The sequence below is a fragment of the Micromonospora sp. NPDC005806 genome (assembly GCF_042871425.1).
Classification (GTDB): Bacteria; Actinomycetota; Actinomycetes; order Mycobacteriales; family Micromonosporaceae; genus Micromonospora.
In genome coordinates this window covers 111169-132422 of the sequence record NZ_JBIAIL010000018.1, presented here as the reverse complement: position 1 = coordinate 132422, position 21254 = coordinate 111169, and the positions used below count along the sequence as shown (strand labels likewise).

21 protein-coding genes are annotated in these 21254 nt (G+C 74.5%); 10 read left to right on the top strand and 11 right to left on the bottom strand.

What is annotated here, in order from left to right:
* Window positions 1–166 precede the first annotated feature (166 nt).
* The 3 genes from ACFYOS_RS20060 to ACFYOS_RS20050 all read right to left on the bottom strand — a co-directional run bounded on the left by ACFYOS_RS20060 (window position 167) and on the right by ACFYOS_RS20050 (window position 2745).
* Window positions 167–1171, bottom strand: a complete 1005-nt coding sequence (locus ACFYOS_RS20060; RefSeq protein ID WP_387143473.1) for a glycine betaine ABC transporter substrate-binding protein — start codon at window positions 1169–1171, stop codon at window positions 167–169.
* Window positions 1172–1339: 168 nt separating this feature from the next.
* Window positions 1340–2062 (bottom strand): ABC transporter permease, encoded by a 723-nt coding sequence (locus ACFYOS_RS20055; RefSeq protein WP_387143470.1) that lies wholly within the window; start codon window positions 2060–2062, stop codon window positions 1340–1342.
* On the bottom strand, window positions 2059–2745 hold the full coding sequence (locus tag ACFYOS_RS20050) for an ABC transporter permease (protein ID WP_387143467.1): 687 nt from the start codon (window positions 2743–2745) through the stop codon (window positions 2059–2061). Before ACFYOS_RS20050 ends, ACFYOS_RS20055 begins: the two co-directional genes overlap by 4 nt.
* Before the next feature lie 2 nt (window positions 2746–2747).
* Between ACFYOS_RS20050 and ACFYOS_RS20045 the strand changes: the two genes are divergently transcribed.
* Window positions 2748–3740, top strand: a complete 993-nt coding sequence (locus ACFYOS_RS20045) for an ABC transporter ATP-binding protein (RefSeq protein WP_387143464.1) — start codon at window positions 2748–2750, stop codon at window positions 3738–3740.
* Window positions 3741–3779: 39 nt separating this feature from the next.
* Here ACFYOS_RS20045 and ACFYOS_RS20040 read toward each other — a convergent pair whose 3' ends face one another.
* From ACFYOS_RS20040 to folP, 7 genes are all read right to left on the bottom strand, one after another.
* The gene (locus tag ACFYOS_RS20040) at window positions 3780–4277 is read right to left on the bottom strand and encodes a hypothetical protein (protein ID WP_387143461.1); all 498 of its coding nucleotides are present in this window, start codon (window positions 4275–4277) and stop codon (window positions 3780–3782) included.
* 86 nt (window positions 4278–4363) lie between these two features.
* Complete coding sequence (locus ACFYOS_RS20035; RefSeq protein WP_387143459.1) at window positions 4364–4672, bottom strand: hypothetical protein; 309 nt, start codon at window positions 4670–4672, stop codon at window positions 4364–4366.
* Between the two features lie 69 nt (window positions 4673–4741).
* Complete coding sequence (locus tag ACFYOS_RS20030; RefSeq protein ID WP_387143456.1) at window positions 4742–5965, bottom strand: ABC transporter permease; 1224 nt, start codon at window positions 5963–5965, stop codon at window positions 4742–4744.
* A 115-nt stretch (window positions 5966–6080) separates the two neighbouring features.
* A complete protein-coding gene (locus tag ACFYOS_RS20025; RefSeq protein WP_387143495.1) occupies window positions 6081–6569 on the bottom strand; it encodes a DUF3180 domain-containing protein in 489 nt (162 codons plus the stop codon).
* Window positions 6570–6630: 61 nt separating this feature from the next.
* Complete coding sequence (folK, locus tag ACFYOS_RS20020; protein ID WP_387143453.1) at window positions 6631–7158, bottom strand: 2-amino-4-hydroxy-6-hydroxymethyldihydropteridine diphosphokinase; 528 nt, start codon at window positions 7156–7158, stop codon at window positions 6631–6633.
* Window positions 7155–7514: a dihydroneopterin aldolase gene (folB, locus tag ACFYOS_RS20015; RefSeq protein WP_355346506.1), complete on the bottom strand. Its 360-nt coding sequence runs from the start codon at window positions 7512–7514 to the stop codon at window positions 7155–7157. Before folB ends, folK begins: the two co-directional genes overlap by 4 nt.
* Window positions 7511–8377, bottom strand: coding sequence for a dihydropteroate synthase (folP, locus tag ACFYOS_RS20010; protein WP_387143450.1), 867 nt, complete (start codon window positions 8375–8377; stop codon window positions 7511–7513). Before folP ends, folB begins: the two co-directional genes overlap by 4 nt.
* A gap of 357 nt (window positions 8378–8734) precedes the next feature.
* Here folP and ACFYOS_RS20005 point away from each other — a divergent pair, with 357 nt between their 5' ends.
* From ACFYOS_RS20005 to ACFYOS_RS19975, 7 genes are read left to right on the top strand one after another with little or no spacing between them, the layout of a single operon-like run.
* Window positions 8735–9049: a hypothetical protein gene (locus ACFYOS_RS20005; RefSeq protein WP_387143447.1), complete on the top strand. Its 315-nt coding sequence runs from the start codon at window positions 8735–8737 to the stop codon at window positions 9047–9049.
* 9 nt (window positions 9050–9058) lie between these two features.
* Window positions 9059–9421, top strand: a complete 363-nt coding sequence (locus ACFYOS_RS20000; protein ID WP_091317037.1) for a hypothetical protein — start codon at window positions 9059–9061, stop codon at window positions 9419–9421.
* A 49-nt stretch (window positions 9422–9470) separates the two neighbouring features.
* On the top strand, window positions 9471–12917 hold the full coding sequence (locus tag ACFYOS_RS19995) for an ATP-binding protein (protein WP_387143444.1): 3447 nt from the start codon (window positions 9471–9473) through the stop codon (window positions 12915–12917).
* A 1-nt stretch (window position 12918) separates the two neighbouring features.
* A complete protein-coding gene (locus ACFYOS_RS19990; RefSeq protein ID WP_387143441.1) occupies window positions 12919–14853 on the top strand; it encodes an MFS transporter in 1935 nt (644 codons plus the stop codon).
* A gap of 5 nt (window positions 14854–14858) precedes the next feature.
* Window positions 14859–15410: a hypothetical protein gene (locus tag ACFYOS_RS19985; protein ID WP_387143438.1), complete on the top strand. Its 552-nt coding sequence runs from the start codon at window positions 14859–14861 to the stop codon at window positions 15408–15410.
* Complete coding sequence (locus ACFYOS_RS19980) at window positions 15407–16582, top strand: M23 family metallopeptidase (RefSeq protein WP_387143435.1); 1176 nt, start codon at window positions 15407–15409, stop codon at window positions 16580–16582. Before ACFYOS_RS19985 ends, ACFYOS_RS19980 begins: the two co-directional genes overlap by 4 nt.
* A 13-nt stretch (window positions 16583–16595) precedes the next feature.
* Window positions 16596–17195 carry a hypothetical protein gene (locus ACFYOS_RS19975; protein ID WP_387143432.1) on the top strand — a complete coding sequence of 200 codons (600 nt, stop codon included), beginning with the start codon at window positions 16596–16598 and terminating at the stop codon, window positions 17193–17195.
* Between the two features lie 7 nt (window positions 17196–17202).
* Here ACFYOS_RS19975 and ACFYOS_RS19970 read toward each other — a convergent pair whose 3' ends face one another.
* Window positions 17203–17760, bottom strand: a complete 558-nt coding sequence (locus ACFYOS_RS19970; protein WP_387143429.1) for a hypothetical protein — start codon at window positions 17758–17760, stop codon at window positions 17203–17205.
* 225 nt (window positions 17761–17985) lie between these two features.
* Here ACFYOS_RS19970 and ACFYOS_RS19965 point away from each other — a divergent pair, with 225 nt between their 5' ends.
* Window positions 17986–20508 (top strand): FtsK/SpoIIIE domain-containing protein, encoded by a 2523-nt coding sequence (locus ACFYOS_RS19965; protein WP_387143425.1) that lies wholly within the window; start codon window positions 17986–17988, stop codon window positions 20506–20508.
* A complete protein-coding gene (locus ACFYOS_RS19960; RefSeq protein ID WP_387143422.1) occupies window positions 20505–21206 on the top strand; it encodes a hypothetical protein in 702 nt (233 codons plus the stop codon). The genes ACFYOS_RS19965 and ACFYOS_RS19960 overlap by 4 nt, the downstream gene beginning before the upstream one ends.
* Window positions 21207–21254 lie beyond the last annotated feature (48 nt).

The following is a 21254-nucleotide window of genomic DNA, read 5'->3' as shown; positions in this document are numbered from 1 at the left end:
GGGGGGGCGGGGGGGGGGGGGTGGCGCCAACCTAGCCCGCGCCGCCCCGGGGGGGGGCCCGCCGGGGGGGGCCGGGGGGGCCGGGGGCCCGGGGGGGCCCCCGGCGACTGTTCCGGGTCGCGGCGCGTCTGACGCCGCGCCGCGCCCCGGAACGGTCGTAGGCGGGTCAGCTGGCGGCGAGCGCCGCATCCGAGGAGAAGACCAGACCGACGCTGGCCGCACCGGTCTTCAGCGCGTTCTTGGTCTGCGGGCCACCCGCGTCCAGCGAGCTGAACGAGCCGGCCTTGAAGTCGTAGACCTGGACGAGGCCGGCCTGGCACTTCGGCCGCTGCGGGCACTCCGGCGGGCCGGCCAGCACGGTGGCCTGCCCTGAGCACTTGCCGGCCAGGTCGGAGAGCGTGGCGACCTGGTACTTGTCGGCAAAGGCCTTGGTGACCGCGAAGGCGTTCTGGTCCTGCGCCTGGGACGGCTGGCCGAAGGCGAGGCCGACCTTGTCCCCCTCGGCCTTCAGTGCGGTGACCGTCTTGTCCAGCTCGGGCGAGGAGACGGGCTGGGCGTCCTTGCCGTTGGCCTTGGTGTTGAGGAACTCGGCCATGGTGGCGGCGTACTCGGGGACGACCTGGATCTGGCCCTTCTCCAGGGCCGGCTCGTAGAGCTCGCGGTTGCCGATCGTCTGCACCTTGACCTGGTAGCCGGCCGCGGTGAGCGCGATCTTGTAGAGCTCGGCGATGGTCTGGCTCTCGCTGAAGTTGCCGGCACCGACCGTGACCTGGCCGCCCGGGCCCTGCTCGACGCCCTGGGTCACGCCGTTGGCGTCGGCGAACTCCTTCGCCGCGACCTGCGGGGTCTTCCGGTCCACGTCGACCGCCCGGTTCAGCTCGATCAGCTTGGGGGTGTCGAGCTTCGCGGAGACCTTGTCCAGCGCGGCGACGAGCTGCGGCGTGGCCGCCTTGGCATTGATCGCCGGCAGGACGTTGTCGGTGTTCTGGAGCTTCTTGTCGTCGGTGAGGACGACCAGCTTGTCGCCCGCCACCGGGGCGCAGCCCGCCCCGGACGCGCCCTTCTCAGGGGCGTTGGTGCCGGAGGAACCGGCGCCGCCGCAGCCGGCGAGGAGACCCGCCGCGGCGACGGCGCCGAGCGCCCCGACGGCCAGGCTGGTACGTGCGCGCATCAGTGCCCGCCTTCCGTGTCCCGGCGCGACCCCCAGAGGGGCCGGCCGCGTGTCCGACGGGCGATCCGGTCGGCCGCCCGCGATTCCAGCCAATATCCTCCGGGCCGGACCGACAAACTCCGAGCGGGTTTCGTCACCGGATCGTCACCCGGTCCGGATCGGGCCGGCTCAGCCGCCCGCCGTGGCGGCCGCCGCGCGCCGGCTCGCGGCCCGCCGGGCCCGCCGCAGCGGGCGCGGCGTCACCGCCCGCTCGACCACCGCGAGCAGGCCCTCGACCAGCACCGCCAGCCCGGCGACCAGGACGCCGCCGGCGATGATCTGTCCACCTCCGGCCGCGATGTCCAGTCCGAAACCGGCCCGGATGATCTGCCCCAGCCCGCCGCCGTTGACGAAGGACGCCAGGGCCGCGGTGGCCACCACCTGCACCGCGGCGGTGCGGAACCCGGCCGCCAGGTAGGGCACCGCGAGCGGCAGCTCCACCCGGCGCAGCAGCTGACCGCCGGAGAGCCCCATGCCGCGCGCCGCGTCCCGCGCCTCCGGGTCGGCCTGCCGCACCCCGGTGTACGCGGTGGCCAGCAGCGGCGGCACCGCGAACACCGCGAGCGCGACCACCACCGCCGGCCGGCCGAAGCCGAGGAAGGTCAGCGGCAGGATGGTCAGCAGCGCCAGGGTCGGGATCGCCAGGGTGACGTTGGACACCAGCAGCACCGCGCCGCCGCCCCGGCCGGTATGCCCGAGCCAGAGCCCGATCGGCCAGGCCACCAGGCAGCCGAGCAGCACCGCCAGCGCGGAGATGGTCAGATGTTCGCCGAGCCGGTCCAGGATGCCGCCCGGATTCGTCCAGTTCAGCGGGTCGTTCAGCCAGACGACGGCTTCCCCGATGTGGTTCATGACCCGCGCCTCCGCAACCACGGTGTGAGCAGCCGGCCCACCCCGGCCAGCACCAGGTCCAGCGCCAGGGCCAGCAGCACGCAGAGCACCGTGCCGGTCATGATCTGCGCCTTGTAGAAGTTGTTCTGGAAGCCGGCGAAGATGAGCTGGCCGAGGCCACCCCGGCCGATCACCACACCGACCGTGACCAGCGCCACGGTGGAGACGGTGGCCAGCCGTAGGCCGGTGAGGATGCCGGGCAGCGCCAACGGCAGCTCGATCCGGAACAGCCGTCCCCAGCGGCCGTAGCCCATCCCCTCGGCGGCCTCGCGGACCTCCGGCGGTACCTGGTTCAGCCCGGCCAGCGCGTTGCGGACGATGACCAGCAGCGCGTACAGCACCACCACGCTGAGCACGGTCACCGCCCCGATGCCCAGGTACGGCCCGAGGAATGCGAACAGCGCCAGCGACGGGATGGTGTACAGCACCCCGGTCACCGCGAGGACCGGCCCGGCCAGCGACCGGAACCAGTACGCGGCCACCGCGAGCGGCAGCGCCACCAGCGCCGCGATCAGCACCGCCCGGGCGGTGAGCCAGGTGTGGTCGCGCAGCGCGGCCAGGATCGTGTCAGAGTTGTCCCGCACGTACTGCCAGGAGAACCACGGGTTACCGGGCGCGGCCCGGTAGCTCAGGTGGAGGGACACACGTGGACGTTACCCCGGGATCCACCGCCCGACACGGCGCGGCCTCGATCACCCTGGAGCGCATCCGCAAGCGCTACCCGGACGGGACGGAGGCGGTACGGGAGCTGAGCCTGGAGGTGAAGGCCGGCGAACTGACGGTGCTGATCGGCCCGTCCGGGTGCGGCAAGTCCACCGTGCTGCGGATGATCAACCGGCTGATCGAGCCGACCGACGGCCGGATCCTGCTCGGCGACGACGACGTCACCCGGGTCGACCCGGTCGCGCTGCGCCGCCGCATCGGGTACGTCATCCAGAACGTCGGCCTCTTCCCGCACCAGACCGTCGCCGCCAACGTGGCGACCGTGCCCGGCCTGCTCGGCTGGCCCCGGGAGCGGACCCGGGAACGGGTGACCGAGCTGCTGGAGCTGGTCGGCCTCGACCCGGCGCAGTTCGGCCGCCGCTACCCGCACGAGCTCTCCGGTGGCCAGCGGCAGCGGGTCGGGGTGGCCCGGGCGCTCGCCGCCGACCCGGTGGTGCTGCTGATGGACGAGCCCTTCTCCGCCGTCGACCCGATCGTCCGGACCCGCCTCCAGGAGGAGTTCCTGCGCCTGCAGGCCGAGGTCCGCAAGACCATCGTGCTGGTCACCCACGACCTGGACGAGGCGGTCCGGCTGGGCGACCGGATCGCGGTGCTCTCCGAGGGCGGCCAGCTGGAGCAGTACGACACCCCCGCCGCCCTGCTCGGGTCGCCCGCCTCGCCCTTCGTCCGCGAGTTCGTCGGCACCGACCGGGGCATCCGTCGGCTGGCGGTCACCCCGATCACCTGGGACGTGCTCGACCCGCTCCCCGCCGACGGCGGGGCCGACCTGCCGACGGTGCCGCTGGGCGGCTCGGCGTACGACGCGCTGGGCGCGCTGCTCACCTCGGCCGCCGAGCAGGCCGTGGTCACCGAGGAAGGGCGGCCGGTCGGGGTGCTGAGCCGGAGCCGGGTGCTGGGCCTGGGCGTCGGCGCCTGAACCGGCCCGGTGGCCCTGGCCAGGCGTCGCCGGATGGTCTCAGGCGCGACCGCCGAGGCTGGCCAGACCGATGATCCAGCCGGCGAAGAAGCCGTAGGCGACACCGGTGCCGGTGGCCTGGAAGGCGGCCAGCAGCGACCCGCCCGGCCCGAGGAGCGCGGCCAGCAGCGCGGTGAACCCGGCGGCCAGGGTGTAAGCGGCCCAGCCGGAGAAGAACTGGCTGGCCGAGCCCTGCACCCGGGCCACCTGGGCGGCGGGCAGCAGGTAGAGCAGCGCCCCGGCCAGGATCACCAGCAGGATGGCCCGCAGATCGGTGGCGAGCACCCCCTGGGCCGGGTCGTCGGCGTGCAGGCGCCAGGCCGGCCAGGCGAGCAGCCGCAGGAACCAGCCGCCGGCCCCGTTCGGGTCGGTGTGCCGGACCCACCCCACGTACATCGGGCTGCCGCACACTGCGACCAGAAGGAGGGCAGCGAGGGTGCCGGTACCGGCCGCGGTGCCGTACCGGCTGATGGTGCGGGGGCGGGTGGTGAGGGCCATGGGGCGGTCAGTTCCCGGCCCGCCTCGCCGGGCAAACCTGCGCGTACGCGCGACCGCCGCTGGCCGGCGAACGGCCATCGGAGTGGTCAGTGCTTCAACAGGTAGTCGATGAAGGCGGCCCGCAGCAGCGGCGCGGTCTCCTCGTAGCCGTGGCCGGTCAACTCCCGCCACAGGGCGTTCGCCTCGTCGATGGTCGGCCCCACCGAGTTGGGCGCCCCGTCCAGGGCCGCCGCCTCGTCCGCGTTGGGCAGGTGCCGCAGCACCGACCAGAAGAACCCGAGGTCGCGACGCTCCCGGGCCAGGTGGAACGCCTGCTCGCGCAACTCCTCGGTGGAGAGCTTGTCGAGCTCGTCGAAGGTACGGCCGCCGGCGCCGGTGGCAGGAATGTCGGTCATGCCGCCGAGCCTAACCGGCGAGATCACGTCCGGCCCGCCGGACGCGTCCGTCCCCGGGCGCCGCGCCGCTCAGCGGTCGTCGTCCTCCCAGCGCCGCGGGCCGGTCTCCCAGCGGGGTGCGTCCCAGGCGTCGACCGCCGTGTCCGTGGTGCGTATCGGCAGCACGGACGGCCAGGTGTCGGTCGGCTCCGGCGCCGGCGTCAACGCCCAGCCGCTGCTGATGGTGCCGTCGCCGGACGGCCCCACCTCGACCATCCCGGGGCCGGGTACGCGGGGCCGGCCGAACGCCTCGACCAGGCGGGTGACCAGCAGCCCGACGCCGAGCGTGGCCCCGCCGAGGGCCCACCGGCTGACCGTCCAGCCCCGGGCCGTCGCCCAGGCCAGGAAGACCTCGACCAGGCCGACCGCGAGCAGCGTGCCGAAGATCCCGCCCCGCCGGCCGTACGCGCTGGTGCCGGCGAGCAGCACGGCGCCGACCGCGAGCACCGACCAGTCCAGCCCGGTGCCCGGGACGACCGGGCCGGACCCGTTGGCGGCGATCAGCACGCCGCCGAGCACGGCCAGGACGGTGGAGCCGGCCAGCGCCAGCGCGGTCACCGTCCCGGCGGCGACGCCCCGGCGCCAGGCCGGGTCGGCGACCGGCCGGAACCGGCCGACCAGCCGTCGGACCGGCTTGATCGCGCCGAAGAGTCCGCCGAGGACGGCCAGCGCGGCGAAGCCGACGAAGAGGTAGATCGCGGTCCGCCGGGGGTCGTACCCGCCCTGGACAACGACCGGGGAGGTCCGCCGCTCGATGTACACGATCACCGCGGCCGCGCCGGCCAGGCTGGCCGCCCAGCCGGGCACGTGCAGCACCACGACGACCAGGCCGAGCGCCAACCCGCCGAGCGCCGCCACCGCCAGCGCCGGCAGCAGCGCCTCCCGGACACCCCCGTCGCCCTGCTCGGCGAAGTGCAGCGCGGCGGCCAGCGCGACCGGGCCGACGGCCAGGTTCACCGCGGCGGCGCGCAGGCTCAGCCCGGCGGCGAGGGCGAGCATCCCGAGCCCGACCACGGCGACCAGCAGCGACTTCAGTCCGCCGCCACGCAGCGCGTCCGGGTTCTCCCGCCAGAGCAGCCAGGTGACCGCGGCCAGGCCGGCCAGCAGCAGAAACTCCCACACCACGTGGACCGCGATCCGGTCCCGGCCGGGCTCGCCGTGCGAGGGGTCGTCGAAGACGTTCTCCAGCACGGCGGCGGGTACGCCGGATGACGCCTCCGCCGGCGCGCTCCGGCCCGTTTCGTCGTACCCCATGGCCGCGCCTCCCACGTCGGCCGCCGTCCGGTCCGGCACGGGCGAACCGGCGGCGGCCGTTGCTCTCCGGTCGCCGAGGACGGTACCTGCGGGAGCGGGTGGTGGGAACCCCTGATCAGAGGCGGCCTCGGGGAGTCTCCCGGTCGCCGGGCTCCCGATCCTCGTCGTCTTCCTGCTCCGGCACCCGGCAGGACCGTTCCAGCCAGAGCGCCGCGGCGACCAGCGCGAGGGAGGCGAGCAGCCCGGCCACGCCAGCCGGGCGGTCGCCGATGGCGGCGTTGGTCCGCTCGACGAAGAGCCAGCCGGTCAGCCCGGCGTAGAACCCGGCGAAGATGGCCCCGGCCAGCGCGGACGCCTTGGCCAGCACCACGAACCGGGCGACCAGCAGCGGGTTCACCGGGTCCCGGCCGGGTCGGCGCTCGATCCGGTTGCGGGTGTTGACCGCCGCGTAGCCCTCCAGCACCGCGAGGCCGGCCAGCGTGACCACCGGCAGCCAGGGCAGCCTGGGCACCACGTCGTAGTAGAAGCTGCTGATCAGCAGCCAGGCCACGGCGGCGGCGACCAGGCCGGCCACCACCAGCGTGGAGATCCGGGTGGGACCCATCCGCCAGCGTTCCGGGTCGCGCGGGAACTGCGCCTGACTCATGCCGTCCGGCTCCACTGGGTCATGCGTCCGACTCTATCGCCAGATCCGACCGGGGGCTGAGTTCCAGGGCGTCCCCCGCCAGCGGCTCGGCGTTGAGCAGATCGGTCAACCAGCCGTGCCCGGGCAGCCGGCCGTGCGGCTCGATGTCGATCCACGGCCGCAGCACGAAGGCGCGCAGGTGCGCGCGGGGGTGCGGCAGGGTCAGCCCCTCCTCGTCGCTGAGCACCGGCGCGCCGACCTCGTCCCAGACGGCTATGACGTCGACGTCGAGGGTGCGCGGTCCGTACCGCCGCTCCGGGTCGCGGGCCCGCCCGGCCGCCGCCTCGGCGGCCCGGGCCCGCGCCAGCCAGTCATGCGGGCCGGCGGCCGGGTCCGCGACCAGCACCGCCGCGTTCAGGTACGCAGGCTGGTCGGCGTCCCCCCAGGGTGGAGTCTCGTAGACACCGGAGACCACCAGCACCGCGTCGCCGAACGAGGCCACCGCCGAGCGGAGGTGGGCCAGCCGGTCGCCGAGGTTGCTGCCGATCGACAGCACGGCCCGGCTCACCGGGTACGCCGCATCGTCACGGCCACGTCCCGGAAGGTGTGCGGAATCGGGGCCTCGGGCTTGTGCACGGTCACCGTGGCGGCGGCGACCAGCGGCTCGGCCAGACAGACCGCGAGCAGCCGGTCGGCGAGCGTCTCGATCAGGTTGACCGGCTCGCCGGTGATCACGGCGACCAGCTTCTCGGCCAGCTCGCCGTAGTGCACCGTGTCGGTGACCTCGTCGGAGCGGGCGGCCGGGGCAAGGTCGAGTTCGAGCACCGCGTCGACGACGAATTCCTGACCCTGGGCGCGCTCGAAGTCGTAGACGCCGTGCCGGCCGTGCGCGCGCAGGCCGGTCAGCTCGATCCGGTCGGTCATCGGTCCCCTTCGTTCGCCGTGCCGGTCACCAGGCGCGGGCAGCCGGTGGCCCGCCAGACGGCGAGCGCGTCGGCGGTGCCCCGGACGTCGTGCACGCGTACCCCCCACGCGCCGGCCGCCGCCGCGAGGATGCTGGTGGCGATGGTGGCCGCCTCGCGACCCGAGGTGGGTCGGGGGTTGCCGTCGGCGTCGGCGAGCAACCGGCCCAGGTACGACTTGCGGCTGGCCCCGAAGAGCAGCGGGAAGCCGAGGTCGACCAGCTCGGGCAGGCGGGCACTGAGCTCCCAGTTGTGTTCGGCGGTCTTCGCGAAGCCGAGCCCGGGGTCGATGATGATCCGGTCGGCGGCGATCCCGGCGGCGAGCGTCTCGTCGACGCGCTGGCTCAGCTCGGTCCGGACGTCGGCCACCACGTCGGTGTAGGTGGCCAGGTCCCGCATCTCGCGGGAGTGCCCGCGCCAGTGCATGAGCACCCAGGGGCAGCCGGCGTCCCGCACCACCCGGGCCATGTCCGGGTCGGCGAGCCCGCCGGAGACGTCGTTGACCACGCCGGCGCCGCCGCCGAGGGCGGCCTCGGCCACCCGGGCCCGGCTGGTGTCGATGCTGACCGGGATGCCGGCGGCGCTCAGTTCGCGGATCACCGGAAGCACGCGGGCGATCTCGGTCTCCGCGTCGACCCGGTCGGCGCCCGGCCGGGTGGACTCGCCGCCGACGTCGACCAGGTCCGCACCGGCCTCGCGCAGTCGCACTCCGTGTCCGACGGCGGCGTCGAGGTCGGCGTATCTGCCGCCGTCGGAGAAGGAGTCGGGCGTGACGTTGAGGACGCCCATCACCACCGGGGCCTGCGCCCGCACCAGATCGGTCACGACCCGACAGTACCGGTCGCCAGCAGGGCTTCCGGGCACCCCGGCCGGCGCCGACCACAACGGCCCTGACGTGCGGATTGGAACAGGTGTACGATCGGTCGTCCGGGTCGGTTCGGGTCGACTCTTCGCGGGTTGTCGCAAAGGTGCCCGGGCCGTACGCTTTGGAATTGCTCAACACCGGGATGGCGAAGCCTGGAGGGAGGGCCGAAGCGGGACAAAATCCCCCGAAAGCTCACCACCTTCCGTGGTGCGTGACGAACGCAGGGTTGCGAATCCTGCACCCGATGAGCACCATCCCGCCACGCTTGCCTACTGCACCAAACGCGGCGCCGCCGGCCGCGACATGGGGAGGTTTCAGTGATCGCCATCGAGCTCCTGGCGACGGCGTCGTCCGCCGTCGACCACGCGCTCCACACCCTGGCGTCGACTCCACTCGCCGAGCCGGCGCCGAAGGGCATCGACACCAACAGCGTCGTCTCCTTCTTCGCCAGCAAGATCGCGCCGATCCTGCTCGCGGTGCTCGGCGTCATCTTCATCGGCCGCGCCAGCCGGGGCGAGATCTCCAAGGTGCTGACCAGCTCGGCCATCGCCATCATCGGCCTGGCCTTCATCGCCGGCGCCGCCACACTCTTCTTCGTCGGCGACTACCTGATCAACCTGATCTTCGAATAGGCGCCGACCATGCGGCTGCGCACCGACGACGACATCTACCGGGCTCGTCTCGTCTACCTCGGGCCGCCCGGGTACACCCTTCCCGTCCACCTGCCGTACGCCCAGTACGGCCTGTTCATGCTGCTCGTACCCCTCTACATGTTCATCCACTGGCTGTTCACGCTGCAGGTGGAACTCTTCCCCGCCTGGGAGATCTCGCTGGCCATCGTGACCACCTCGTTCATCTTCCGGTACGTCGACCCGGACCGGCCGGCGCGCATGGTCATCCGGACCGCGCTGACGGACTGGCGACGCACCCGGGAGCCGGCCGCCGAGCTGCGCGACCCGCGCCTGGTGGCGAGCCGGATCAGGATCCGGGAGGAACTGGCATGACCGGGCGTACGCCGACGGCGCAGACGAACGACGCGGGTGAGGCGGTCGCATGAGTCGCTCTTCCACGCCGGGTTCCCCGGCCGGACCCCCGGCCGGGCCGTACGGTAACCGAGCGCGATCGTTCGATTACCCACCGGACGAGGAACTGGACGAGGTCGTCCTCGACCCGGCCCTGGCCACCAGCCCCGGGCAGGGGCGGGTCGGCGTCTTCCAGCCGCCCCGGCCGACGGCGCCCCGCCCGCCGGAGCAGGAGCAGCGGGTCCCGGCGGTCGGCGACAACGGCGACATCGACTCGCCCTTCCTCGACCTCTTCGGCGGCACGCAGTCCGGCGCGCGGCGTCGGCCGGCGAACCCGCCCGCGGCCCTGCCCGGCACACCGGCGGCGGTCGAGCCGACGCCGGTGGTGGCGCCCCCGCGCCGCGGCGTGGGGCGGGAGGCCCTGCCGATCCCGCACCAGCACGCCGCTCCGGCCGAGCGCCGACCCGCCGGCGACGACGGCGAGCCGCCGGCCGACCGGCTGCGGGACAGCGCCGCCGGCGTACGGCCGGTGGGCCGGTCCCGCGACGCCGCCGAGCTCACCCACGTGCCGTCCCGCGCCGCCGCTCCGCCGGACCAGCCCGGCTTCCGGCCACCCGCCGTCGACCCGGCGACCGCCGGCCGGCCCCGGGTGCCGCACCAACCCGGCGACCGGCTCCCCGCGCTCCGGCCGGCGACCGAGCCAGCGCGGGCCGGTCGGGAGTTCCCCGTCGAGCGGCCCGGTCGCCGCGCCGACCGGTGGGCGGAGGAGGCGGCCCGGCCGGACGGGCGTGCGGTGGCCACCACGTCCGGCCGCGAGGTGACCTCACCCCCGAGCCGCGAGGTGGTCCCGCCGCGGCAGCGGTCCGCGGAGCGGAGCGGCAAGCCCGCCAAGCCGGTCCGGGTACGTCCCCCGAAGCTCAAGTTCGGCGACCGCGACCCCTCGGTGGAGCTGGCGATCACCGAGATCGCCGGTCACCTGACCTTCACCCCCAACACGGTCACCGCCTGGTACTGGCTGCCCGAGGTGCGCTGGGCGTTCCGCCCCGACGCCGAGCGGGAGGCGCTGCTCTCGGCCATCTCCGAGCAGTACGCCGGCCTCGCCGGTTTCCGGCTGCACCTACGCCGGACCTCCCGGCCGTTCCCGGCCGACGAGTGGGCCCGCACCATCGACGCGCACACCGCCGCACCGCTGCCCGACGTGCCCGGCACGACCGGCTGGGCCGACCACCTGGTCGCCGCCCAGCGGCACCTGATGGCGGTCAACCACGCCGAGGGGCAGACCTACCTCGGCGTCACCTTCGCCCGCCGGTCGCTCGGCGACTCGCTGGCCGAGCGGCTGCTGCGCACCTTCGGCCGGGGCACCGCCGACGGCGAGCGCCGCCGGCTGGGCCGCACGGTCGAGCAGTTCGACGAGGTGCTCGGCGCATTCGGCATGCGCGGCCGCCGGGTCACCGCGCAGGAGCTGGAATGGCTGCTCTACCGCTCGGTCGCGCTCTGCATGGCGCCACCCGGCGCCCTCTCCCCGGTCACCAACGGCCGGTGGGAGCGCGGTGACCTGCTCGCCCTCACCGAGCAGGTGGAGCGCTACCGCACCCCCTACGGCTCCACGGTGAAGCTGGTCAACCGGATGACCGGCGAGGAGCGGCACGTCGCCGTGCTCGCGGTGGGCCGGATGGAGCCGCTGGAGATCCCCGAGCGGCACGAGCCCTGGCTGCACTTCCACGAGCGGCTGCCGTGGCCGATGGAGCTCTCCACCCGGGTGGACATCCTCGGCCCGGGCGACTCCTTCCGGAACCTGGAGCACCGGCTCCGGATGATCCGGTCACAGCAGCTCGACTACGCCGAGCACGGCATCGACGCCCCGCCGGAACTGGAGCGGCTCGCCAAACGGGCGCTGGTGATCGGTGACGAGATGACCACCGGCCTGCCGGTCGACTCGGCGCGGGCGCACGGCTGGCACCGGATCGCGGTGGGCGGCCGGACCCGCGAGGAGTGCCTGGAACGGGCCCGCCGGCTCATCCAGCTCTACTCCCGCGAGCTGCGGATCTCGCTCCAGCACCCGAAGAACCAGGACTGGCTGGCCCGCGAGTTCATCCCCGGCGAGCCGATCGCCAACACCGGCTACGTCCGGCGGATGCCGGTCAACCTGCTCGCCGCGGCCCTGCCGCAGGCCGCCTCCACGGTCGGTGACCGGCGCGGCGACCTGATCGGGCGCACCGCGGGCACCTGCCGCCGGCCGGTCTTCCTCGACCTGCACTTCCCGATGGAGGTACGCGAGCGCTCCGGGCTCGCGGTCTTCGTCGCCGAGCCCGGCGGTGGCAAGTCGACGCTGCTCGGCGCGCTGGGCTACCTCGCCGCCCGGCGTGGCGTGCAGGTGACCCTGCTCGACCCGTCCGGCCCGCTGGCCCGGCTCTGCGCCATGCCGGAGCTGGCGCCGTACTCGCGGGTGCTCAACCTGACCGGTTCCGAGCAGGGCACGCTCGCCCCGTACGCGCTGATCCCGACGCCGCTGCGCAGCGAGTTCAGCACCGGCGCGGCGGGCGACCGGGAATTCGAGATCGCGGTCTCCAATGCCCGCGCCGAGCGGCGCATGCTGGTGCAGGACATCTGCATGATGCTGGTGCCGCCCCAGGTGGCCCGGGAGGCGTCCACCGCCACCCTGTTCCGGCACGCCGTGCGCCAGGTGCCGGCGGAGGAGACCTCCACCCTGGACGACGTCGTCGCCTGCCTTCAGGGGCTGGACGACGACGCCGGCCGGGAGCTGGCCAACCTGCTGCTGGACACCGCCGAGATGCCGCTGGCCATGCTCTTCTTCGGCCGGCCGCCGGAGGGCCTGCTCGGCGCCGACGCGGCACTCACCGTGATCACCATGGCCGGGCTCCGGCTCCCCGACCTCAAGATCGAGCGCGAGTACTGGTCGGCCGAGGAAGCCCTCGCCCTGCCGATGCTGCACACCGCGCACCGGCTCGCCGTCCGGCGCTGCTACGGCGGCTCGATGTCCTCGCGCAAGCTGGTCGGCCTGGACGAGGCGCACTTCATGGAGGGCTGGCGCTCCGGGCGGTCGTTCCTGGTCCGCCTCGCCCGGGACTCCCGCAAGTGGAACCTGTCCGCCCTGGTCGCCTCGCAGAACCCGAAGGACATCCTCGGCCTCGACGTGCAGAACCTGGTCTCCACCGTCTTCGTCGGCCGGATCGCCGAGGACACCGAGATCGCCTCCGAGGCGCTGCGGCTGCTCCGGGTGCCGGTCAACGACGGCTACGAGGCCACCCTGGCCTCGCTGTCCCAGGCCGACGCCGGCTCGGCCGCCCGGCTCGGCTTCCGCGAGTTCGTGATGCGCGACGTCGACGGGCGCGTGCAGAAAGTCCGGGTCGACGTGTCGTACGTCGACGGGCTGCTGGAGCACCTGGACACCACTCCCGCCGCTGTCGCCCGGGCAGCCGAGCAGTTGCCGACCGTCCCGGCTGATCTGGAGGCGTGACATGGCGAGGGCCCGGGCACGGATCGCGGCGCTCCTCCTCGCGATCGGCGTACTCGCCGCGGCCACCATCGCCTGGCCGGTGGTCGGGGCGACACCCGCGTACGCCGCCACACCGGTCGCCCAGGCCCGGGCCGAGCTGTGCAGCACCAAGCAGTGGCAGGCCGACTTCCGCGCCTGCGTGGCAAAGCTCAAGGAGGTCAGCCAGGACCAGGTCGAGTGCCGCAACGCGCCGGTCCCCGGCGCGCCGGATTCGGGCCTCGCCGGCTGGTTCGCCTCCCGCCCGGACTCGGCCAAGCTCCCCGGCCCGAAGGGGCTCTACAGCGACTACGGCTACGCCGGATACAGCTACACCACGTACGACGTCGACGGCGGCTGTGCATCGTCCGTGCTCCATCCGGACTACCGCTTCACCACCATGGTCGCCAACGGCGAGTTCATGTTCGCCAACGCGGTGATCGGGGCGTCGAACGCCCTGCGCGAGCGGGCCTGGGACCCGCGGTCGATGTGGGGCTGGGCCGATCCGCTGGTGGAGCAGGCCACGAAGGCCGTCTACCAGAAGGTGTTCAGCGTCTTCGGCATCATCACGCTCTGCGTGGTGGGCCTCTACCTGCTCTGGCGTTCGCGCCAGTCGGACATGAGCAACGCCATGACCACGGCCGGGTGGGCCGTGCTGGTGATGGTGGCGGTGACCGCCCTGGCGGCCTGGCCGGTGAAGTCGGCGAACATCGCCGACAACACCCTGGTCACCACCCTCGGTGTCGTTCACGACGCCGTCGGCCCGGCGTCCAAGGACATCCCCCCGGACAAATGCGCGCTGCCCAACCCGGACGCCTGCGTCGACAAGCGTCCCCCGGCGGTTCGGGCCAGCGACACCGCCACCGAGACCATGCTCTACCGGAACTGGCTGCGCGGTGTGCTCGGCTCGGCCGACAGCGAGACCGCCAAGAAGTACGGGCCGGCGCTCTACGACGCCAAGTCGCTCTCCTGGGAGGAGGCGGAGAAGCTCCGGCAGAATCCGGCGACCCGCGAGGCCACCATCAAGGCCAAGCAGCAGCAGTGGGCCCGGGTGGCCGAGCAGATCAAGTCGGAGGACCCGGAGGCGTACGAGTACCTCCAGGGCGTCCGGGACATGGACCGGGTCGGGGCCGGCTTCATCGCGGTGCTCGCCTCGCTGCTCTTCGCGATGTTCGACCTGACCGCCTCGCTGCTGGTGCTGCTCGGCTTCCTGATCTTCCGCTGGGCGGTGATCGCCGCGCCGATCCTCGGCACGGTGGGTCTGCTGCGCCCGGCCAGCGCCGGCCTCCGCCGGCTGGCGAACGCGGTGGTCGCGGCCGTCTTCAACATCGCCATCTTCGGCACCGGAGCGGCCATCTACCTCTTCGCGGTCGACCTCATCATGAACACCGCCAGCCTGCCCGGCTGGCTCCAGGTGGTGCTGGTCTGGCTCTGCGGCGTGGTGGGCTGGCTGCTGCTCCGCCCCTACCGGCGGATCACCCAGCTCGGGGGCAAGGACAGCAGCGAGGCGATCAGTTCCGCCGGGTCGTGGCACCGCCGGTTCTTCCGGGACATGCGGGTGGCCGCCCGGCTGGACGTGGTCGAGCCGGGCGGCACCGCCGAACCGGCCCTCGGCCGGCGACGCGGCGTGGCGGTCGACCAGAGCAGCCTCCGGCCGGAGGCCCGGCACGAGGACCCGTCGCACGTCGGCGCGATCACCGGGCGCCAGCGCCCGGACGGGCAGGAGCGGGTCGACGAGGCACCTGCGCCGCAGCGACAGGCCGGACGGCCGACCACGGCACCCCGCCCGCGCCGGGCGCCGGCGAGTTGGACGGAACCCGACGTCCCCGAGGAAGCTCCCTCGTTCGCCGTCTACCGGCCGGACTCGGCCGACCGTGCGCCGGCCAGCCCGCCCCCCCGGGTGCGCTCCGAGGCACGGTGAGGTCGATGCGTCGGGCGCTGGAGTTCCTGTTCACCCGGGTCCTGCGGTCCCGGCTCGGCGTCGCGCTCGTGATCGCCGTGGTGGTCTTCGGCGTGATCGGCGCGGCCCGGCTGGTCTCCGGCCCGATCGACCCGGCCGCCGGCCTGAGCAACCGGCCGCGCGAGCCGATCAGCACGGTCGACCCGGAGGCCGGTGACGACGGGGTGCTGTCGAGCCCGACGTCGGCGCCCGCGCCGAAGACCCGCCCGGGCGAGCCGACCCCGCAGCGGCTGGCCGCCCGCTTCACCACCGCCTGGCTGAGCGGCCCGGGCACCAGCGGCGAGCACTGGCTCGCCCGGCTGAAGCCGATGTCCACCCCAGCGCTGAATGAGAAGCTGACCGGGGCGGACCCGGAACTGGTCCCCGCCCAGCGGGTGACCGGTCAGGTGACGCTGCGACCCCGGACGGAGTCCTTTGTGGAGGTGCTGATCCCGCTCGACAACGGTCAGCTCCGGCTCGAACTGGTGGCCCCCGACGGCCGGTGGCTGGTGGACGCGGTCGACTGGGAGCGGCAGTGAGCGCCGGGTCGGGTGCGGCCGCGCCCGTCCGGCGGAAGCTGCGGCTCGGCGTACTGGCCACCGCACTCACCGCGGTGCTAGCCCTGCTCTGCTGCGTCGGCGGTGCCGGTGCCTTCTTCCTCACCGAGCTGGGCAACGAGGAGAAGGACGGGTCGGCCCTCGGCCAGGGCTGCAACCTCGGCCGGCGGGTGAACATCACCGGGGAGATGCCTCGCTTCGCCGAGTACGGCGAGGGGCAGCTGCGCAACGCCGCCGTCATCATCAAGGTCGGCCAGGACCTGAAGGTGCCCGCCCGGGGCTGGGTCATCGCGCTGGCCACGGCGATGCAGGAGTCGGCGCTGCGCAACCTCGCCAACAGCACGGTGCCGGCCTCGCTGGGTCTGCCGCACGAGGGGGTCGGCTCGGACCACGACTCGCTGGGCCTCTTCCAGCAGCGGCCCGGCTGGGGCAGCGTCCAGGAACGGATGACGCCCGCGTACGCGGCCGGGAAGTTCTACGACAAGCTGGTCCGGCTGCCGAACTGGCAGCAGCGGCCGCTGACCGTGGTGGCCCAACGAGTCCAGGTCAGCGCCTTCCCCGACGCGTACGCGAAGCACGAGGAGCTGGCCGGCCGGATCGTCGACGCGCTCGCCGGCGGCGCCGCCCGCACCGTCGAGATCGGTGGCAGAGCGGTCTGCGACGCCGCCACCGGCACCCGGATCGCCGCCTCCGGCTGGACCGCGCCGCTGCCGGGCGGCATCGTCTCCGGCTTCCGCACCGCCGCGCGCCCCAGCCACAACGGGGTCGACCTCGCCGCGGAGAAGCGCACCCCGATCCACGCCACCTCGGCCGGCCGGGTGCTGGTGGCCCGGTGCGACCCCGACCGCTCGGGCCGCCGGGACTGCGACCGGGACGGCTGGCCGGGCAAGGGCGGCTGCGGCTGGTTCGTCGACATCCTGCACGCCGGCGGCTACATCACGCGCTACTGCCACCTGATCCAGCGCCCCGACGTAACGCCGGGGCAGACGGTGGAAGCAGGCCAGGTGATCGGCCTCTCCGGCACCAGCGGGAACTCCTCCGGCCCGCACCTGCACTTCGAGGTGCACGTGGACAGCGACCGGTCCAGCCGGGGCGCGATCAACCCGGTGCAGTTCATGCGGGAGCGCGGCGCCTCACTGTCCGGCGCCGAGTGAGGTCCGACCGGCCATGAGCAACCCGCTGCCCGACCCCTTTGCGGACCAGCCCGACTGGGCGCCGCGGCCGCCCCGCCCGATCGAGATCGTCCCCGCCACCGGCCGGGTCGAGCTGCGCGGGCGGCGAGTGCTGGTCGGCCTGCCCGGCCTCGGCTGGCGCGGCGACCTGCGCGCCGACGAGCGGGTGGTGCAGAGCAGCCGAACATACGTGCCGGTCATCCCGGAGCACGAGTGGTACCGGGCCGAGTCCGAGCAGGTCGAGGTCTTCGCGCCCCTGGTGCCGGTGGAGCGGGTCTGGGTGGAGACGGTCGGTGAGCGCCGGCCGTCCAGCCGGTCACCCGAGTCTGGGATCCGGCTGGTCTCCCTCGACGCGCCCACCCGGCGCCCGCCCACGCCGGTCTTCGAGGCGGACTCGGTGACCGGGCGGCGGGTGGTGCACGTGACCGGCGCGACCGAACAGCGCGACCTCCGAGCGATGACGGAGACCTATTCCGGCGCGGATGGGGACATCTGCGTCCGGGTGGCCCCGGAGCTGGAGTGGTACCGGTGGGCGTGGCGCGGGCAAACACCCACCACCCTGGAGGTCCCGGTCCACCTGCTCTGGCTGGAGTAGGACGACCTCAGCCTGCGCGATCGGCCGCGCAAACTCCCCAGCCGTCGCTCCGCCTCGTCTCGAACCGCCAGCCCTGCCGATCGCTCTGCGAGACGCCGTCCACGAGGGCCGTGATGATGAGATCGACCTCAACCGTGGCGACATCACCCGACTGTCGGATGCTCAGCGCACCCCAGCTCACCGAGATCGTCGTGTCGAACTTCTTCTCGCGGGCGACGAGATCGTCGCGAAGCGCCCGCAGGCCGTCGAGGTCCGTCCCACCCTTGCAGGCGAACTCATCGGCCTTCGTGTCGTCGCGATCCACCAGGAACGCACGGAGGTAGTTGTCCACCACGACGTCGGGGGCGCTGCGGTCGGGTGCGGTCGCGCGGTCGTACAGCACGAAACCGATCACCGCGCCGCTGCCGCAGAGCAGCGCCAGCACCCCGGCGACGACCGCGAGGACGGTCCGCAGCCGCCGCCGCGGACGTGCCGGCGCCGGAGCCGGCGCGGGGGGCGCCATCTGCTCGGGCGGGGTCCGCTGCGCCGGTACGCGGGAGACCTGGGAACCGGCGGGGGGCTGCACTGATTCCACCTGCTGAGGCTATCGGCTGCGCGCCGCGTACCCAATGACCAGTTTTCCGGTCGGCCTCGTCGGCGGCGGGGACGTGGACGACGGCGTGGGCGAGGGGTGCGGAACGCTCACCGCGGCGGGTAAACAGCGGCGCAGCGCCGGGCGACATCCCCGAGGACCGCGCTCGACTGGGATACCGTCACAGCTCGGGAGGAGAGGTCGGCCTCGGGAAGAGAGGTGGACGCGATGGCGAGTCCGAAGGCGCGAGCCGGCCGGGCCGCCGTCCTGCATCGCCGGACGGAGGCCGCCGCGTCGGCCGCCGCCGGCATCCTCGACGAGATCCGCCCCGCACCCGCCGACCACCATCGGCAGTACGAGTTGGCCGAGCGGCTCCGCGCGGCGGCGGCGCTCGCCGCACCCGGCTGGGCCGGCGATCCGCTGGAGAGCCTGACCGTGGCGACCCCGCCGGGGGACGGCCCGCCGCCCCTGGTCCGGGTCGGCACCGCCGCGCCGCTGGACGACGCCCGGTTCCCCGCGCTGGTGCCGTTGCTCGGCAGTGGACACCTGGCCGTCGACGCCGACGCCGGTGACCCGCGGGTGGCGGGGCTGCTCCGAGCCCTCCTGCTGCGGCTCTTCGCCGCCGCCCCGGCCGGCGCGCTGCTGGCCCGCGGGGTCGACGGCACCGGCCCGGCGGACACCTTCGCCGGTTTCGCGGCGCTGGCCGACGCGGGGCTGCTGCCGCCGCCCGCGACCGACGTGGCGGGGCTCCGGGCGGTCCTGGCCGAGGCCGAGCAGTGGGTGGCCGCCGGCACGGCCCGGCAGCGCGGGCACGACCGAACGCTGCTGCTGGTGCTGGCCGCGCTGCCGGGCGGCACGGCCGCATCGGACCTCGCCCGGATCGAGGCGCTGGCCGCCCAGGGGCACCGGGCGGGCCTGCACCTGGTGGTGGCCGGCTGGCCGGCCGCGACGCCGCTGCCCCAGGCCACCACGATCGCGGTGCGCACCGCGTACGCGCTGGTCGGCGACCCGCCCGGCGCGGCGTACAGCAGCCCCGGGGCGGAGCCGCCCGGCGGGCTGAATTCGCCGGTCTTCGTGGCGGAGGATCCGCCGCCGGAGCTGGTCGCCGGGGTCTGCCGCCGGCTGGCCCGGCAGATCGAGGACGGCACCCGGCTGTCCCTGACCGACCTGCTGCCGGCCGGGGAGCTGTGGGCATCGGGCTCCACCGACGGGCTCACCACGATGGTCGGTGACGCCGCCGGCAAGCCGGTCAGCCTCGGCTTCACCGAGCTGACCCCGCACTGGCTGGTCAGCGGTCGCTCCGCGGCGGGCCGGTCAGCGTTCCTCACCAACGTGCTGTTCGGGTTGACCGCCGGCTACGGCCCGGACGAGCTGGTCCTCCACCTCGCCGACCTGGCCGACGGCGAGTCCTTCGTGGAGTTCCTGCAGACCGAGTGGGACCGCTCCTGGGTGCCGCAGGTCCGGACCGCCGGGATGGCCGCCGACCGGGAGTACGTGGCGGACCTGCTGGGGGTGCTGGAGGCGGAGCTGCGCCGCCGCGAGGACGCCGGCCGGCGGGCCGGCGGGCAGCGGTATGCGGAGTTGCGCCAGCACCGGACGCTGCCCCGGATCGTCTGCGCGATCGACAACTTCCCGCTCCTGCTGCGCGAGCGGGACCGGCTGGCCATCGACCTGTTGACCCGGCTGGACGCGCTGGCCCGCGCCGCCCGGGCGTACGGGATCCACCTGGTCCTGGCCGGCGAGGGCGACCTCGGCATCGGCGGCCCGCGCGACCCGTTGCTCGGCCAGTTCCCGGTCCGGGTGGCGCTGGCCGGCGGGTCGGCGGTGCTGGAGCCGACGAACGACGCGGCGGCCGGGCTGCCGGTGGGCAGCGCGGTGGTGAACACCGCCGGCGGGCTCGGCGGTCCGCGCGGCGCGACCCGCGGGCACGAACGGATGATCCGGTTCCCGGATCCGCACGAGGACCCGGACGTCCTCGCCGACCTGCGGCACCGGGTCTGGTCGGCCCGGCCGGAGGGCATCACCCCGCCGGTGGTCTTCGCCGGGTACGCGCGACCGCTGCTCGCCAACGACCCGCGGTACCGGGCCGCGCTGGCGGGTCGGGCACCCACGCCGGCCGCGCTGCTCGGCCGGGCGGTGGACGTGCACCGCTCCACGGTGGCCGTACCGCTCGGGCCGGCCGCCGGCCGGAACCTGGCCGTGCTGGGCCGGGACGACGAGGCGGAGCGGCTGCTGGTCACGGCCGTGCGGAGCGCAGCGGTGCAGCAAGGCGTGGCCCGGTTCGTGCTGGCGCCGCTGGCGAACGGGTCGGCCGAGCCGGCTGCGGCGCTCGCCACCGAGCTGGCCGAGCGGCACGAGGTCGAAACCGTCGACGCGGCCGGGCTGCGGGCGGCGATCGACGCGGGCGAACCGGGCTACCTGGTGGTGTTCGGGCTGGACGTGCCGGACGCGAACGAGCTGCCGCCCGAGCTGCTGCGCTCGCTGCTGCTGGAAGGCCCGCCCAGCGGGCGGCACCTGCTCGGCTGGTGGCGTTCGGTGGGGCCGTTGGCCGGGCTGCTCGGCCCGGAGGGCGAGGTGGACAAGCTGACCGCCGTGGTGGTGACGGACGTGCCGGGCGGCCGGCTGGAGCAGCTCTTCGACCGGCCCGTGTCGTGGCGGCCGCGGCCGGGGCGGGCGGTGCTCTGGGACGGCCCGGGTGAGCAGGGGACGGTCCTGGTGCCGTTCGGGGAGGAGCCGTCGTGAGTGAGGCTGCTGCGACGGTCCCCGCGCCCCGGTCCGGCGGCCCGAGGACCGAGGTCGATCCGGCCGAGGCGGCCTGGGCCGACTACGTGGCCGCTGCGCGACAGCTCGACGCGGTACGCCGGGCCGCCGCGACGGCCGCCAGTGAACAGGCCCGGTCGGTGGCGGCCGCCCGCGAGGAACTGACCGCCGTCCGGGAGCGGCTGGCGCCGCAGCAGTCACGGCTGCGGGAGCTGGGCGTCCCGGCGATCTCGCTGGTCCCGACGCCGCCGGAGGTGAGCGAGTCGGCGCGGTCGATGGCCGGTGGGCCGGCGGCGGTGCTGGCCGCCCTGCGGGCCGCGCACGGGTGGGCGGAGGCGGCGGACAACATCCTCGCCGCCCGGGGCCTGCCCCGGCTGGCCCGCTGGCCGGCCCGCCCGCGCAACCTGCTGATGTACGGGCCGCTGGCGCTGGTGGTCCCGCTGGTCCAGCTGGTGCTCTTCGTCGCCACCGGCACCGGCCCCGCGAGCATCATGGCGCTGGTGGTCGGGCTGCCGATGCCGGCGGTCGCGTTCATGGCGGGTTGGCTGGCGGTCGGGCGACTGTTCCGGCCCCGGCCGGAGGACCGGGTGGACCGCACGCCCCGGTTCGGCGCGCTGGTCTGTCTGGTCCCGGCGGTGCTGACCACCGCCGGGCTGGTCCTGGCCATGCTCTCCGGTTGAGCGCCCCCGGTACCGGAACGCCGACGGCCGCGCGGCTCCCGGGTGGGA